At 41.5% G+C, this 15615-nt stretch carries 8 protein-coding genes; 3 read left to right on the top strand and 5 right to left on the bottom strand.

Going from position 1 to position 15615, the window contains the following annotated elements:
- Window positions 1–155: 155 nt before the first annotated feature.
- Both AACZ88_RS14465 and AACZ88_RS14460 read right to left on the bottom strand, forming a co-directional pair.
- The gene (locus AACZ88_RS14465; RefSeq protein WP_339711620.1) at window positions 156–1157 is read right to left on the bottom strand and encodes a PorP/SprF family type IX secretion system membrane protein; all 1002 of its coding nucleotides are present in this window, start codon (window positions 1155–1157) and stop codon (window positions 156–158) included.
- Complete coding sequence (locus AACZ88_RS14460) at window positions 1157–8683, bottom strand: PKD domain-containing protein (RefSeq protein ID WP_339711619.1); 7527 nt, start codon at window positions 8681–8683, stop codon at window positions 1157–1159. Before AACZ88_RS14460 ends, AACZ88_RS14465 begins: the two co-directional genes overlap by 1 nt.
- 621 nt (window positions 8684–9304) lie before the next feature.
- Between AACZ88_RS14460 and AACZ88_RS14455 the strand changes: the two genes are divergently transcribed.
- From AACZ88_RS14455 to AACZ88_RS14445, 3 genes are read left to right on the top strand one after another with little or no spacing between them, the layout of a single operon-like run.
- Window positions 9305–10177 carry a UDP-2,3-diacylglucosamine diphosphatase gene (locus AACZ88_RS14455; RefSeq protein ID WP_339711617.1) on the top strand — a complete coding sequence of 291 codons (873 nt, stop codon included), beginning with the start codon at window positions 9305–9307 and terminating at the stop codon, window positions 10175–10177.
- On the top strand, window positions 10178–11182 hold the full coding sequence (locus AACZ88_RS14450) for a glycosyltransferase family protein (protein WP_339711616.1): 1005 nt from the start codon (window positions 10178–10180) through the stop codon (window positions 11180–11182).
- A gap of 8 nt (window positions 11183–11190) precedes the next feature.
- Window positions 11191–12612 (top strand): GH1 family beta-glucosidase, encoded by a 1422-nt coding sequence (locus AACZ88_RS14445; protein WP_339711615.1) that lies wholly within the window; start codon window positions 11191–11193, stop codon window positions 12610–12612.
- A gap of 171 nt (window positions 12613–12783) precedes the next feature.
- Here AACZ88_RS14445 and AACZ88_RS14440 read toward each other — a convergent pair whose 3' ends face one another.
- From AACZ88_RS14440 to kduI, 3 genes are read right to left on the bottom strand one after another with little or no spacing between them, the layout of a single operon-like run.
- Window positions 12784–13968, bottom strand: a complete 1185-nt coding sequence (locus AACZ88_RS14440; protein ID WP_339711613.1) for a DUF4861 domain-containing protein — start codon at window positions 13966–13968, stop codon at window positions 12784–12786.
- Between the two features lie 2 nt (window positions 13969–13970).
- Window positions 13971–14765: a gluconate 5-dehydrogenase gene (locus AACZ88_RS14435; RefSeq protein WP_339711611.1), complete on the bottom strand. Its 795-nt coding sequence runs from the start codon at window positions 14763–14765 to the stop codon at window positions 13971–13973.
- A gap of 3 nt (window positions 14766–14768) precedes the next feature.
- Window positions 14769–15608, bottom strand: coding sequence for a 5-dehydro-4-deoxy-D-glucuronate isomerase (gene kduI, locus AACZ88_RS14430; protein ID WP_339711609.1), 840 nt, complete (start codon window positions 15606–15608; stop codon window positions 14769–14771).
- Between the last annotated feature and the right edge of the window lie 7 nt (window positions 15609–15615).

Genomic DNA, 15615 nt, shown 5'->3' with positions numbered 1-15615 from the left:
ATGGTGTAAAATTTGAATTTTTACACTTTAAAGAGACGTTAAGAAGAAATTTAGGGCGTAATCAGTCTACCTCATTGTAATTGCTACAAAAGGCTTTTAAAATTGAATAAAGCGTGAATAATAGGCTGTTCTTATTTAGATACGGGAACCGGCGACTAATAAAATCGACTATAGTTTTTGCGTCTACGTTCTTTAAAACTCGAAATATCAAAAACCAAAAAGAGTTCCAACGAGTTTGGGATTAATTGCTTGGCTTGGGCCCCAAAAGGCAATCTATAGTTTAGCCCCAATTCAAAAGTTTCCAAAATAATACTTGTGGCAAAGCCAATTTCAGAGAACGTGGCACTTTCCATAAAATTCAAGTGCTCGTTGACCCCTATACTAAAATTACCCAAAGTCACATCTTGATAAAAGTCAAGTCGGGTATTCGGGCCTTGCACCGATACGGCATTAAAAAGGTATAAATACGAGTATTCGGGCAATTTGGTCTGTCCGTATTTATTGATGTCCATTTCATAACCGAACTGCCCTGAAATCAACATGTTCAGATTTACATTATTCTCACTCTGTCGTGATGATATCTTAGGTTGGTTCAGATGTTTAAATGCCAACCCGAAAACCATATTCATGTCGTTATGGGCCATGACAGAAGCACCCATATCAAGGTATCCGATATTTTCCGAGGCCGTTATGGGGTCAATGGTATTTGCGCTGATCTGCCCCGTGAATATATTGATCTGGTCTTGAAACGTCAGGTTGTTGAAATCGTATTTATAATTGCTATATCCGGCAGTAATACCGGGGTAGATAATCCAGTCGTTCGACAATTCCAATTTATACATATAACTTAAGGCCGCCGAAGTATAATTAAAACCCGAATTGTTCAAATTGTTATTGAACAGATCCAACCCCAATTGAAAATTATACTCTTCAAAAGCCGTAGATCCAAAGGCGTATTTATGTTGCGATTGCTCTCCTTGATTCTGGCTTGCGAATTCGGCCAACACCCCAATTCTGGTCTTGTCTTTAAAGGCATGAAAACTGGGGTTTAACGATGCCGGGTTCTTACTGAGGTTATGCACAAACTTTTCTTGGGCATATGACCCTAGCGAAATAAGAACGAACAAAAGGGTGGTTATCAGTTTTGGTTTTATCATTATCGTAATATTGCGGCTTCGCCAGATTTGGTTATTTGGTTATTTTCTTTAGTGGTTCCGACAAACAGGTATCGGAACGATTTGTTTTTATACAGTTTTCCTGAACTGTAGGTACCATCCCAACCCCAATTAACGGGCATATCGTCGAAATCGTAGGCTACCTCGTAGACCAAAGCTCCCCACATATCGAAGACTTGAAAGGTAAAGGAAGCTATTCCTGTAAGTTCACCTTGGAAATAATCATTGATACCATCGGCATTAGCGGAGAAAACGTTAGGGAACATCACATCGTAACCATTGCCTATCTGTACTTCTTGCGTTACCGTTTTACTACAACCTTGTTCGTTGAACAAGGTAAGCGTCACAGGAAACAGGCCGGGATACGCATAATTATGGACAACCATCGTACCATCGGCATTTGGATCAACATTTACAACGGGGCTTCCATCGCCAAAATCCCACGATGCATGGCCTGCACCAAGTTCATTTGTGATATTAAACCGAATATCTTCTTTGGCCATCAGCAGGCCAGTGACCTCGAACTCGTCAGAGCTATAGTCAAATTCAGGGTCGGTTACACCCGAACTTATCGGCATGGTAAATCCGCATCCTTCATCATTGACAACATTGAGCGAGGCATCGGCCAACGGATTCGCAATTTGTATCGAATAGGTGTCCGTACCCGTTTTTACCGAAGGCATCAACGCATTGTCATAGTAAAAGCTTAAATCACCGCCTTGGCTATTAAAAACGGACACTGAAATACTGCCAGGGTTCCCTAAGCACAACGCATCATCTAAATACGGGCCATCGACCAAACTCAACGATTCCGTTTTGTTCAAGGTGATGATCTCTCTGTAATAATACGCAGGGTCGGCCTCTGTACAACCGTTTATCGTACTAGTGACCGTAAGTCGATAACGACCTTCTTCCAAATTGTCGAGCTGTGTAATATTCTGTCCCATAGGTGTGAATACCGGTGTGGGGTTACTTGTCGTACCTGCTTCCTCTTTTTCCCAAACAATAGTGTAAGGTCGAAGTCCACCACTTACAACTATAGCAATTGCACCATCATTTGTAGAACCACAACTTACGAGGTCGATTGTTTTATCTACCACAATAGGTTCGTAGGTTGTGTCGAAAGTGAATTCGATTAATTCCGAAGCACAGTTTTTACTGTCGGTAATGGTCAACGAATAAGTACCGGCTACTGCATCGAAAGCAGTAATATCTTGAGCCACAAAATTGTTAGGGCCCGTCCAGTCATAAATATAGTAGGCCTCATTATTGGCGTCTACAAAGGGAGTTCCGCCCACAACAAGATTTGTATCGAGAACAAATGCAAAATTAGTCTCACAGGCTGCGATGGTATGCGATTGTACGCCTGTGTAGGCAAGCGCATCATAACGTTCCATGACAAACGTTTGCACCACACACTGGTTTGTATCGGTTACGTCGATGACATGACTATCATTCGACAGTGCACTTATTGTAGTTTCAGCGCTCGTAAAGAGAACAGGAATTTCATTATCTACGGTATATTGATACGGTGGTGTACCTCCCTGAACGGAAAAAGTGAACGTTCTTCCCGTGTTGACATCGATACAACCGGGAGTTTCCGCTTGTACTTCTTGGGCAACAAATACTTCGGGAGCACTTACTACAAACGTTTGACGAACCGTACAAGGTGCAATGGGGTCGCTATTGGTATCTTTGATCACAACTTCATAAGAACCTGCCCCCAAATTTGTAAGATTGGTATTATTCGTTGTATAGCTTGTACCGTTTTTAAACCATGTGATTTGCAATTGGCTACTAGGATCCGAACTGATTTGAATACTGATTTCAGCATTGGTATCACCAGCACATTGTAACTGTTCGTTGGTCGTCTGCACATTACTGATCTCAAGCAATGCTTTAGAAGCCACATTTGCCGTATAAGTGGTGCTACAACCAATTTGATCGGTAACCAAAAGTACATACACGCCTGGAACAAGATTCGTTATATTCTCCGATGAATAGGTCGCATTGTTCGGTCCTGTCCAGCTAAAGCTATATGGAGGGAAACCACCTGTTACGGTCGTCGACCCAATATTCAAACTAATCGTACCATCATTTTGACCAAAGCAGGTCGCATTTTCGACCACTACGGAAGCTTCATCGAATTGTAAGCCTAAAGGCAAGGTTACAGATTCCGATTCTTCCAGACTACAGGTAGCCCCTTTTACACTTACGGTATAGGTAGCGCCACCTGTTAAATCGGTATAGGTAACATTCGGATTGTTTGAAGTTTGTACCAAAGTAGTGCCATTCGGTCTCGTAAGTGTATAGGTAAACGGAGCTATGCCACCTGTACTCGAGGCTGTAATAGCCGTGTTACAAGTATCCCCTATCGTAAGAACAAGTTCTTCAGGCTGCGAAACCAAGAACGGAGACGATGTTATACCGCAGAATTCATTATAAACGGTCAACAAATAAACGCCTGCCGTCAAATCGGAAATACTCAATGTAGAAGCACTAAAACCGGTATCACCGACTTTTGTCCACTCATAGGTATTGGCAACCCCGTTCGGTTGGGTTATGACATTGGATGCGCTAGCATTGGTAGCACTCCCTGTACTTACGTAGGCCGTAAATGGAATTCCCGTAACTTTTGCGGTCAAAATAATTTCGTTCGCATTGGTCGTTGCAATTACTTCACTAAGGTCAGCACCGGTCGCCGAGTTTATTTCTTGCGCAAGGGCAACAGCGACCTCATCATTGTTCTGCGGTTGATTTACGCCATTCAAAGTAACTTGATGCTCGTAAACAATACTGTTGATGATTAAACTATAGGTATTGTTGAGTTCCGGAACCCCAAAAAGAGAAACCGTATTGATTTGTGTTTGAGCAGTATTTCCACCCGTGATCCTTCCGTTTGGTATTACGATACTACCATCGTTTCCTCCAAAGCAACTGACATTTGTAATATCATTATCAATTATAGCATCGTTATCAATTATAGGATAAGGTATGACCGTCACCAATTTAGGCGATGTTTCGTCTGTACAAGGAACTCCTGAAAGGGTACTAGTCACTACTCTTTTGAAATACGTTGAAGTAGTGAGGGTCGTTGGTGGTGTGTAGTTCGGTTGTGTCGCACCCGGAACCATGGTATAGGTTTGATTGTCTGGGGAAGACCACCATTGATAGGTCAATACTCCTGCGCCAGTTGCGGATTCCAATTCTATAATGGCAAGGGGCTGGCTACCTTCACAGACCGACTGGTTATCGGTTATTTTACCAGCATATACCGCATTAAGTGCCACTTGAACCACATTTGATTCTACCACACAGGTCAGGCTGCCAAAAGATGTTCTACTGATTGTTCTTTTGTAGAAAGTTGTTTCCGTAGGAATCGGTGGCGTATAAGATGCCGTAGAAATATTGAGGTCGGTCCAAATAAGCCCATCAGGCGAAGCATACCAAGCATAGCTCTGATCTACAAAGGTACTGCCGCCTGATACGGTCAACGCCGCGGGTACCACACCTTCGCAAATGGTCTGGTTACTACTCAAAGTTCCGGGGACCAATTCGGCGGTCACCTCAACCACAACGGTATTACTATCTTCAGAACAAGCCAGGTTGTTCAGGTTGGAAAAGGTGGTTCTTTTAAAATAAGTTGTCGGAAAACTTCCGGCCTCGGGATCATAAGAACTATTCACAGCGCCATCAATAGTACTCCAGTTCGCATTATCTTCCGAGGAATACCATTGGTACCTTAAAACGCCTGATGCGGTTCCATTGACATTGTTGCCCAAAGTTGCGGGGTCGTCTCCAAAACATATCTGCTGATCGCCCGTAATCGAACCTCCACTGACATCATTAATAATAATTTCAATGGTATTGCTTAATTTTTCAGGACCACAAACACTCGCATCTACCGTTGCGATATATCCCCTACGATAAAATTTATTGGAAGTAAAAGCTACACCGGGAGAATAGGTGGGTCCCGTTGCACCGATAATTTCCGAAAAGGACACCCCATCATTCGAATCATACCACTTAAAATCGAGATAAGGAACTCCTTGGATCGTATTCGTATCACCAAGTGTCGGTGGAATCGTATTGGAGCAGATGGTTATATTACTACCTAGGGTATCTGCATTTGGTACCAAAACAACAACAGGGTTACTTTCGACGATACACGTCACACCCGATATATCGGTACTGTAGGTCGTTCTATGGTATGTCGTTGTTTGTGTTAGTCCGGCCGGGGGATCATAACTTGTTGCGTTTGCTCCGGCTATCAAAACGTTGTTGGCATACCATTCATAGGTCAAGGTCTGGCCGGTCGCAGCAGTTAATTCTTCTATTAAGCTTGGGTCGTCACCTTCACAAATTACCTCTTCATTCGTACCGTTTGTACCGTTTGCATTCGTAGTACCAATACTTCCGGGGGTAGCATTACCACCGTTGATAAGCTCAAGAACATTACTTGTTACACTACAGGAAACCCCATTTAAGGTAGATGTGGTAATTCTTTGGTAGTAGCTATCTTGGGTCACTTGAGGCGGGTCATAAGATACCGCATTAGCTCCGGGGATATCGGAAAATGTAATATTGTCATAGGAAACCTGCCATTGGTAGGTTACTGTTCCTGATGCAATTAACTGGAAATTGGTATCGAAAGGCTGAGGATTACCATCATTACATACGACAGTACTTCCCGTTGCTCCTGAAACGAAAGTTATTCTATGATTGACGGCATCATCAAATTTGTTCACATAAACAATAACAGGTTCTGTAGTAGCTTCACAAGTGGCGCTTAGCAACGTGGTTGTGGCCTTTCTCCTATAATAGGTTTCTAGATCACTCGAATTGCTAGGAGCATAAGTAGCTTGATCAGCTCCGGCTATATCAGACCAGGTGCTACCATCGGGGGAGCTCTCCCAGCTATAGCTGATTGTTCCGTTAGAAGTTGCATCGAGCGAACTCGTTAAAGCAGCCACATTATTGGAACCACAAACGGTTTGGGTCTGTGAAATTGTACCCTCTGTCAACGTAAGCAAGGTTACCAATGTAGGAAGACTCGTAGCTTCGCAAGTAGTGCCATTGTTTGTAAAGCTTACGTTTCTTTTGAAATAGGTCGAGGTAGTCAGGCCTGTTGAAAAACTTAAGGTTTCTCCGGTTTCGCCTGCTATTTCAGTATAATTCGCATCATCTGTTGATGATACCCATTGGAAATTTATGCCGACACCGGCAGGCGTTCCATTGACAACACTAATAGTGGCAGGAATTTCTTCTTCACACACCACCTGATCGGCAGACCCTTCTCCGCCAGCAATTGCTCCAGCAACGGTTATTGTAACTTCATTCGTATAATCGGAACAAACTTTCCCATTTAAGGTACTTGTGTCCAATCTTCTAAATACTGTAGAAGATGGGAGCGTGCCAGGCGTATATGTGGCGCCCGTGGCCGCTGCTATGGGAGTCCAGCTACCACCATTATCGGTAGAAGCTTCCCATGCATAGGTCAAGTTGCCAGCAGCAATTGTATTTCCTAAGTTTATAATAGTGCCCGGTGTTCCTCCCGAACAAATGTCTTGGTCGTTCCCAATGACACCGGTAGTAAGTGTGTTTACAAAAACAGTACTTTCCGTAGAGTTTTCAAAACAGACCTTGGCGTTGTCAGATACTACAGTTTGCCGTCTGTATACGGTAGTAACACCGGGGGCACTGGCAAAGTTAAAGGCGGCATCGGTCTCCCCACTAATATTGGTGAAGTTACCTGTCGTTTTTGACTGCCATTGATAGCTGATGTTCGGCCCTGCGGCTGTTCCGTTCGTAATGGTAATTGAGGCAGGAACTTCCCCTTCACAAATCGTTTGATTGGCGCTAGCATCACCTCCACTAATTTGATCGAGAACCGTGATTTCAATTTCATTGGTATATTCTGAACAGGTATAGCCGTTTAAAAGTATGTTGTCTTGTCTTCGAAATGTAGTTGATTGCGGTAAGGCAGCGGGTTGGTAATCTGCGTTAGTAGCACCTGAAATTGTGGCCCATGAAACCCCATCAAATTCTTCCCATTGATATGAAATTGTACCTGTTCCCGTAGCGTTGACATCAGATGTTAAGGCATTGGGCACTTCATTTGCACAAATTGTTTCCGTTCCTGAAATACTTCCAACGGCAAAATTAGTGAATGTTATAGTGGCTACAGTACTGATTCCCTCGCAACTGGCTCCTGAAACAGTCGTTACCCTTCTGAATTCTTCAATTCCGGGACTAAGATTGCCACTGGCATTATAGGTATTTTGAGTGGCTCCGCTAATATTTTCCCAAGTGCCAAGATTATTTTTTTGCCATTGATAGGTACCATTGTTCTCTCCGCTATTTACGCTTAATAATTGTAATTCGCCCAACTCGCAAATATTCTGATTTGTAGCCGTCCCCCCTAATACCGTTGAATTAACAATAATGGTGACCGCAGGAGTTTCCTCAAAACAACTGAAACCATTGATAACATTGGTAAATCTTCTTTTAAAAGATGTCGACTCTGTCAAAGGCGTAGGTTGATAAAAATTATCGGTCGCTCCGGCAATGAGGTCCCATGTTCCTGCGTCGTTTTTGTACCATTGATAAGAAGTTGTTCCCGTTGGTGCAACAGCCACATCTCCAGAGGCACTTAATTGCTGGGGCGTTTCGGTGGCACAGACATTTTGCCCGGTACCTTCGGTAATACTTCCTGGGTATATTTCATTTACGGTAACGGTGGCCGGCGAACTAATTTGGGTACATGATTCCCCATGTAGGTTAAATGTTGTTAACCGTCTATAGCTACTTACCCCATTAGGGAAAGTAGCTCTATCTACTACCAATATCTCTGAATTGGAATTTGCAATCGATGTCCATGTACCACTCAGATTTTCTTCCCATTCAAAGGTTCTACTTTGCGTAATATTGGAACCAACTACACTGATATTTTGAACATCGGAAATCGCACATACTTGTTGATCGACACCGGTGCCTCCTACAAGTGGATTAAAAGATATATTGGCGAGCACCTGATTATCGGTCAATGCATTGCTATTATTGGCGTTTCCATCTAGAACATATTTCAAACTTCCATCGGTCGTAGTTTCACCTGGAACAAGAAGTATCCGAACATTTTCTATGGTAACTACATCTAATGAGCCTTGGGCGTTTGCAGTTAGGGTTATTTCGAGTCGCGAGGGATTACCAGCATCTTGTGTTACAGTTGCAGCCGTAATATCGGTACCTGTTTCAGAAATTGCCGTGGCATTAATCTCAAAGTTTGTCGGTGCTTGAATATAAAATGTAAAAGTGCCTATTGAAAAATCTGTTGCCAAAGACTCGGTCAATGTTAGATTTCCAAGATTGAGTTCAGATTGTGGCAAGTCTGCACCACAGGTATCGAAATTCGAATTCTGCAGGTTAGTGGTGATTTGCGCCGTACCATACCAACTATGGAAACTAAACAACAAGAATAATAGCACTAGGTTTTTGGTTGATGTTATCATGATATTTGGTCCTTGTTTTAAAATCGTAGTGAACTAGCACTACTTTTACCATTTGTAGGAAAGAACTTATAACGACCTAGAAGTTCAATATATTGCAGGCTTTTCCAATATTCTTAACATCCTTTTTGATTTGATGTGAAACTACATTTTAACGTGGTCAATAGCGGCAATTGTTATTTGTTTGGGGTTATTTGCACTGTGAAACATTTCAGAACCAAACCCTCGGTTCTAAAAGCCGTTTTAATGTCGTTTTCGATTCCGTTAAATACTTTAAAAAGTATCGCCTCCAGAAAAATACCTGCACCTTAATCCATAGTCAACTTGCACTAAGAAACATCAGAAAAAAGGGGAAGAGTAATTGCCCTTATATAAAGTTTCATATTAACCTATGGTTATCCATTACCTATAAAAAGTTTTTTAATAAACATTGCTTAACCATACCTTAAAATCGGCTTTACCGAAACAATGCATTTTATTTATAACCTTTGAATATGCTGATATTCAGTACATGAAAATTGTTTCGGTTTCCTTTTCGTCCTTATCATTCAACTTGCCTATAGCCTATATGGGCACGACTTATTTGCCCTTAAAACTTAAGAGAACCAATACCCAGCCATACAAATGAAAAAAAGACCCGTTGACCTTGTCGTTATTTCCGATGTGCATTTAGGCACTTATGGTTGCCATGCGAAAGAATTATTGAATTATTTAAAGTCGATAAAACCAAAACAGGTCGTGCTGAATGGCGACATTATAGATATTTGGCAGTTTAGCAAACGATACTGGCCAAAATCACACATGAAAATAATCAAGTTATTGATGGATTGGGTGGCCAAAGGAACCGAAGTGCATTACATAACTGGTAACCATGACGAACTGTTACGAAAATTCGTCGGCTTTCAGATGGGGTCATTGAGCATTTCAAATAAAATTGTATTGCCCCTGGACGGTAAAAAGGCCTGGATGTTTCATGGTGATGTTTTCGATGTAACCATGCAGCATTCAAAGTGGATTGCCAAGCTTGGTGCCATGGGCTATGATTTTCTAATTCTTTTGAATCGAGCGGTCAACTTTATCAGTAAAAAAATGGGTAAAGGTCCTGTTTCGATGTCAAAACGAATTAAGAACGGAGTGAAATCGGCTATTAAATTCATTAGTGATTTTGAGCGGATAGCGGCAGACATTGCCATTGAAAAAGAGTTCGATTATGTGGTATGTGGACATATACACCAACCAGAGATAAAAAGTATCGTAACCGAAAAGGGAGCCGTAGTATATCTTAATTCAGGAGATTGGGTTGAAAACTTAACTGCTTTGGAATATCATAAAGGGCGATGGTCGCTATATCAATATGAACAAGATATTATAGCTAAAGCCCAAGATCAGGAAACTAAGGATTCTGTCGAAATACTTGAAAAAAACGAACTTTTTGAACGCCTAATCAAAGAATTCAATACAATTTCCAAGCCTACAAGTGAAAAAAAAGCCGTATAAATGAAAGTACTTTACGCCATACAAGGAACTGGTAATGGTCACCTGAGTAGAGCACGTGATGTGATTCCTGTATTACATAAAAATAAGGTAGACCTCGATATTCTCGTAAGTGGAACGCAGGCGGATATCAAAATTCCCTATCCCGTCAAATATCAACTAAATGGTTGGAGTTTTATTTTTGGTAAGAAGGGTGGTGTCGACATGTGGCGAACGTATGCAAAAACAAATTCTCTCAGACTTCAAAAGGAAATCAAAAGTATTCCTGTTTCCGATTATGATTTGGTTATAAACGATTTTGAACCTGTTTCGGCTTGGGCCTGTAAACAGAAAAACAAAGAATGTATCAGTCTTAGTCATCAGGCCGCCGTGTTATCGCCCAAAGCACCGGAACCAAAAAAAAATGATCGCTTGGGGAAATTTATTCTCCGCAAATATGCCCCCACGACAAAACAATATGGTTTGCACTTTAAAAATTATGATGAAAATATTTTCACTCCCATCATACGTCAAGACATTCGAAACATTACGCGTACAATCGGCAGTCATTATACCGTCTATTTACCCTCGTATAGTGATGAAAAAATTCTGAACTTTCTTTCCAAAATAAAAAATGTTGAATGGGAAGTTTTTTCGAAACACACCGAAAATGATTTTTTCTGGCGCAATATAGCCATTCGCAGAATCAACAATGAATCTTTTATCAAGAGCATGGCAGCAAGCAAAGGAGTACTGTGTGGCGCAGGCTTTGAGACACCCGCTGAGGCGCTGCACATGGGAAAAAAACTTATGGTCATACCAATGAAAAGTCAATATGAACAACAATGTAATGCCGCTGCCTTGAACGAAATGGGAGTGCCCGTAATAAAATCACTAAAAACCAAGCACCTAGACAAGGTAAAAAATTGGGTCGAAAGCAACAAAAAAATCGATGTATACTATCCTAATATTACTGAAAGTATAATTGATCGCTTGCTTCAAGAAGTGGTCATTGGCCAAACCTACTAACAGAGTTTATGACCAACGAAACAATTCCCCCACATTTTGAATTGCATACCAACGACTTCGAAAATGATTTTATTTGGGGAGTATCGACTGCCGCCTATCAAATTGAAGGGGGGCACACCATTCATGACAAAGGAGAATCGATATGGGATCGTTTCGTTTCCCAAAAAGGAAGCATCTTTCGAGAGCAGCATGGAGAGATAGCATGTGACTTTTACCATCGCTATGAATCTGATATTGAATTGATGAAGGCAATGAACATTCCCAACTTTAGATTTTCATTATCATGGTCTCGACTAATGCCTCAAGGGGATGGTGCATCGAGTCAAGCCGGTATTGATTTTTATAATAGGGTCATCGACTATTGCCTTAAATGCGGCATTACCCCATGGATCACCATCTATCATTGGGACCTGCCACAGAATTTGGAGGATAAAGGAGGTTGGACCAATAGGGATATAATCGGCTGGTTCGAGGGCTATGTCCGTCTTTGTGCAAGACATTTCGGCGATCGCGTAAAGCATTGGATGGTGCTGAACGAACCCATGGTGTTCACCGGAGCTGGCCATTTTTTGGGTGTTCATGCCCCGGGCCGCAAAGGGTTAAAAAATTTTCTCCCTGCAGTACATCATGCCGCCCTATGTCAAAGTGCCGGAGGCAGAATATTGCGTGTGGAAGTGACCGACGCAATCATTGGCACCACTTTCTCTTGTTCTCAAATAACACCTCGTACAAAGACGAAGAAGGATATACATGCGGCACGAAAAGCAGATGCTTTACTCAACCGCCTTTTTATCGAACCATCTTTGGGTTTAGGTTATCCAAAAGACATCAAAATTTTACAACGCATAGAAAAATTTCAAAGGCCGGAAGATGCAAAAGACCTTGTTTTCGATTTTGATTTTATAGGAATTCAAAACTACACTCGAGAAGTCGTAAGGCATAGCTATACTACTCCTTATCTACGGGCGAAAATCGTAAAGGCCACCAACCGAAACGTACAAACTACTTTGATGGATTGGGAAGTATATCCCCCTAGCATTTATGCCATGATCGCAAAGTTCAACACCTACAAAAATGTTAAAAAAATTATCATAACGGAAAATGGTAGCGCTTTTCAAGATTCAATCGTCGAAGGTAAAGTACACGACCCACAACGCTTAGCTTATCTTCAACATTATTTAAAAGAAGTGCATAGGGCCAAGAACGAAGGGTTTAAAATTTCAGGCTATTTTGCATGGACCTTCACCGATAATTTTGAATGGGCAGAAGGTTACCGCCCTAGATTCGGATTGGTGTATGTCGATTTTAAGAATCAAAAAAGGATTGTGAAATCATCAGGTAAATGGTATAGTGAATTCTTAAGGCCGTTGTTCGACCAAGCTTCAAACGAGAAAAAAGAAAAAACCGATGTCTCCACCGGTTTTGACTAAACCAATTCAAATGCTTCATCTAAAAAACGTCTTCTTTTCTAAAGGTCATTCAAAAATAACATGACAGCATTTTTTGAATGTAATTAAAGTTTAAGCAATTGATTAACTTTTAAATTGAACCATTCGGATAACGCAACCTCAAAATACTTTCGCTTAGAAAGCTATACCCCACTATTTTACAACAACCTCTAACGGACTATTAATTTTCTCTGCGAAATCGCCTAAATAATCTTCCCAAGCTTTTTTGGTTTCGAACTGTCCGCTTTTTTTCCATGAGAAACCTGCGTAGTATACCACCTTTTGATCAGCAACTTTTAAATGGGCGAAAAGGTTGCTCTCATCTGCTTTATCGGTCACATAATGTTCGTGACCAATCATAGTTCCTTTTGGAACTACAATTCCTGTCCCCAATTCTGAATCTTCATGCGGTTCCCAATAACTCAGCCAACTTTTTTCTTCATTAATAGCGACTTCCCCATCGTTCTCGTGCAGGGTCAAGCCCGCAGAAAGCGTATCGATACCATTGACTTTTATTTCGAACCTTGAAAGGTTGCTTCCATAATCCAATGAAATATGCTTTTCTTCCGAAATTTGATTTCCTGCAGCATCCCATGTAGCGTAGTTCAGTATAAAACTTGTACGAATAGGTCCATTGTAAAGGGTCTTCCAAGAAACATAGTTTCTAGAAGTGTAATAGGTGGTATCAACCTTAACGGCCGTACCTCCTACCCCTCGGCTAGGTCCTACATGAAAGTTATCAAGTCCCTCACCCGTATCTTTGTGGTAAGAACCATCAGTTTCCAATTCTTTTTTGTACCATTTATTGATAATAGGATAATCAACTCTTTTGAGCCAAGCATCGATACCACTTGACAGAGTACCCCCCTTAACCCCATCTTCTACCATTTTCTGGGCCGTTGGGCCATAAGTTCTAAATGCTACGCGGTCGTTTTCCCAAGCATAGTCATCCGTTCTTTCCGGCACAAATCTAGAATAACAACGATCTTCAATCTCTAAGGACATCGAATCGCGCTGTACAACTTTAAAGGTTTTTTCGGATAGCGCTTTTACCTCCGGTTGAAAAAGCAGTGCATCTAAAGTTCCATCGCTATCGGAATCAACAACTTGCACAACCAGCGATTTTTGAGTTTCGGCGTCTACAATGCCTAAAGCATCGAGATTTACCGTCTCGCCCATTAAATCTAAACTGTTCAAGTCTAATGACACCGTCTCAGCAGAACGGTCAATATTCAAAGTGTTCTTAACAAGAATTTGTTTGCTTTTTTCCGATTTCTCGGCACATCCAAAACATAACGAAAGAACAATTAAAGAAAGAAAAACCGGGTTCACACGCATAATTAATTTTCATTTGAAGGTTTACCGATGGTTGCCAAAATACCCCCATCTACATATAATATATGACCATTGACAAAATTACTCGCCTTAGAAGCAAGAAATACCGCAGCACCACCTAAATCATCTGGATCACCCCACTTTGCAGCCGGAGTTCGATTGACAATAAAATCGTTAAACGGATGTCCGTCGACCCGTATCGGTGCTGTTTGGGAAGTAGCAAAATAACCCGGGCCTATTCCGTTCACTTGAATATTGTGTTTGGCCCATTCGGTTGCCATATTCTGGGTCAACATTTTCAAACCGCCCTTTGCCGCAGCATAAGCTCCTACCGTATTACGGCCCAATTCGCTCATCATCGAACAGATATTGATAATCTTGCCTTTTTTTCTGGCAATCATACTTTTTACCACATGCTTTGAAACTATAAAAGGACTGACCAAATCAATATCAATGACCTGCTTAAAGTCGGCCACTTCCATTTCCTCAAGAGGCGTTCTCTTGATAATGCCGGCATTATTGATTAAAATATCGATGGCACCCACTTCGCTTTGAATCTTTTGTACGGCTTCGATTACCTCAGCCTCATCGGCAACATTGAATTTATAGCCAAAAGCCTTAATACCCTCTGACTCATAATATTTTACGGCATCGTCTATTTTTTGTTGTGACGAATTGCCGTTAACAATCAGGGTCGCACCAGCGTTACCCAATCCTTTTGCCATCGCCATACCGAGACCGTGCGTGCTACCTGTCACTAAAGCGATTTTGTCTGTCAAATCAAATAATGAATTATCCATAATCTATCTTAATTCGGTTATTTTAGCAACATCCATATCTGTATAATCGAGATTTTCTCCCGCCATTCCCCAGATAAACGTGTAATTTGAAGTTCCGGATCCACAGTGTATCGACCATGGCGGTGAAATCACAGCTTGGTGGTTATGCATCCAGATATGTCTAGTTTCATTTGGCTGCCCCATAAAATGGCATACCGCTTGTTCTTCAGGCACATCCATATAGAAATAAACCTCCATACGACGGTCATGTACATGTGCCGGCATGGTATTCCAGACACTACCCGTTTTCAGAGTTGTCATTCCCATTTGCAATTGACAGGTGGTAACAACACCACCAATAATCATTTGGTTTACGGTACGGTGGTTGGCAGTTTCCAGAGAACCCAATTCAAGTTTATTGGCATCTTCCAAACTAACTTTTTTGGTAGGATAAGTGGTATGGGCCGGGGCAGAATTCAAATAAAACTTGGCAGGTTTGGCTTCCGAATCACTTGTAAAAACTACTTCTTTTGCACCCATTCCGATGTATAGCGCATCTTTGTGGCCTAAGGTATATGAAGTGCCATCGACCATAACAGAACCGTTATCTCCCACATTGATTATACCCAATTCGCGACGTTCTAAAAAATACTCCGATTTTAGTGGATCAATACTTTCTAGGGTTAAGGGTTGCTTAGGCACCACTGATCCAGCGATATACCGATCATAATGGGAATAGGTAAGAACTACCTTTCCTTCTTGCATAAGATTGTCGATTAAAAATTCACCCCGTAACTGAGCCGTATCGTATTGTTTTACGGCTTCAGGACTGGAAGCGTATCTTGTTTCGTAAATAGTTGTCATTGCTTGT

Source organism: uncultured Kriegella sp., assembly GCF_963975415.1.
GTDB lineage: Bacteria > Bacteroidota > Bacteroidia > Flavobacteriales > Flavobacteriaceae > Kriegella.
This window is presented reverse-complemented; position numbering and strand designations above follow the sequence as displayed.

What these genes read in the sequence shown, in the direction of transcription:
- AACZ88_RS14435 (WP_339711611.1), bottom strand. Translation starts at nt 14,765, where the DNA reads ATGGATAATTCATTATTTGATTTGACAGACAAAATCGCTTTAGTGACA.
- AACZ88_RS14445 (WP_339711615.1), top strand. Translation starts at nt 11,191, where the DNA reads ATGACCAACGAAACAATTCCCCCACATTTTGAATTGCATACCAACGAC.
- AACZ88_RS14450 (WP_339711616.1), top strand. Translation starts at nt 10,178, where the DNA reads ATGAAAGTACTTTACGCCATACAAGGAACTGGTAATGGTCACCTGAGT.
- AACZ88_RS14465 (WP_339711620.1), bottom strand. Translation starts at nt 1,157, where the DNA reads ATGATAAAACCAAAACTGATAACCACCCTTTTGTTCGTTCTTATTTCG.
- AACZ88_RS14440 (WP_339711613.1), bottom strand. Translation starts at nt 13,968, where the DNA reads ATGCGTGTGAACCCGGTTTTTCTTTCTTTAATTGTTCTTTCGTTATGT.
- AACZ88_RS14455 (WP_339711617.1), top strand. Translation starts at nt 9,305, where the DNA reads ATGAAAAAAAGACCCGTTGACCTTGTCGTTATTTCCGATGTGCATTTA.
- AACZ88_RS14460 (WP_339711619.1), bottom strand. Translation starts at nt 8,683, where the DNA reads ATGATAACATCAACCAAAAACCTAGTGCTATTATTCTTGTTGTTTAGT.
- kduI (WP_339711609.1), bottom strand. Translation starts at nt 15,608, where the DNA reads ATGACAACTATTTACGAAACAAGATACGCTTCCAGTCCTGAAGCCGTA.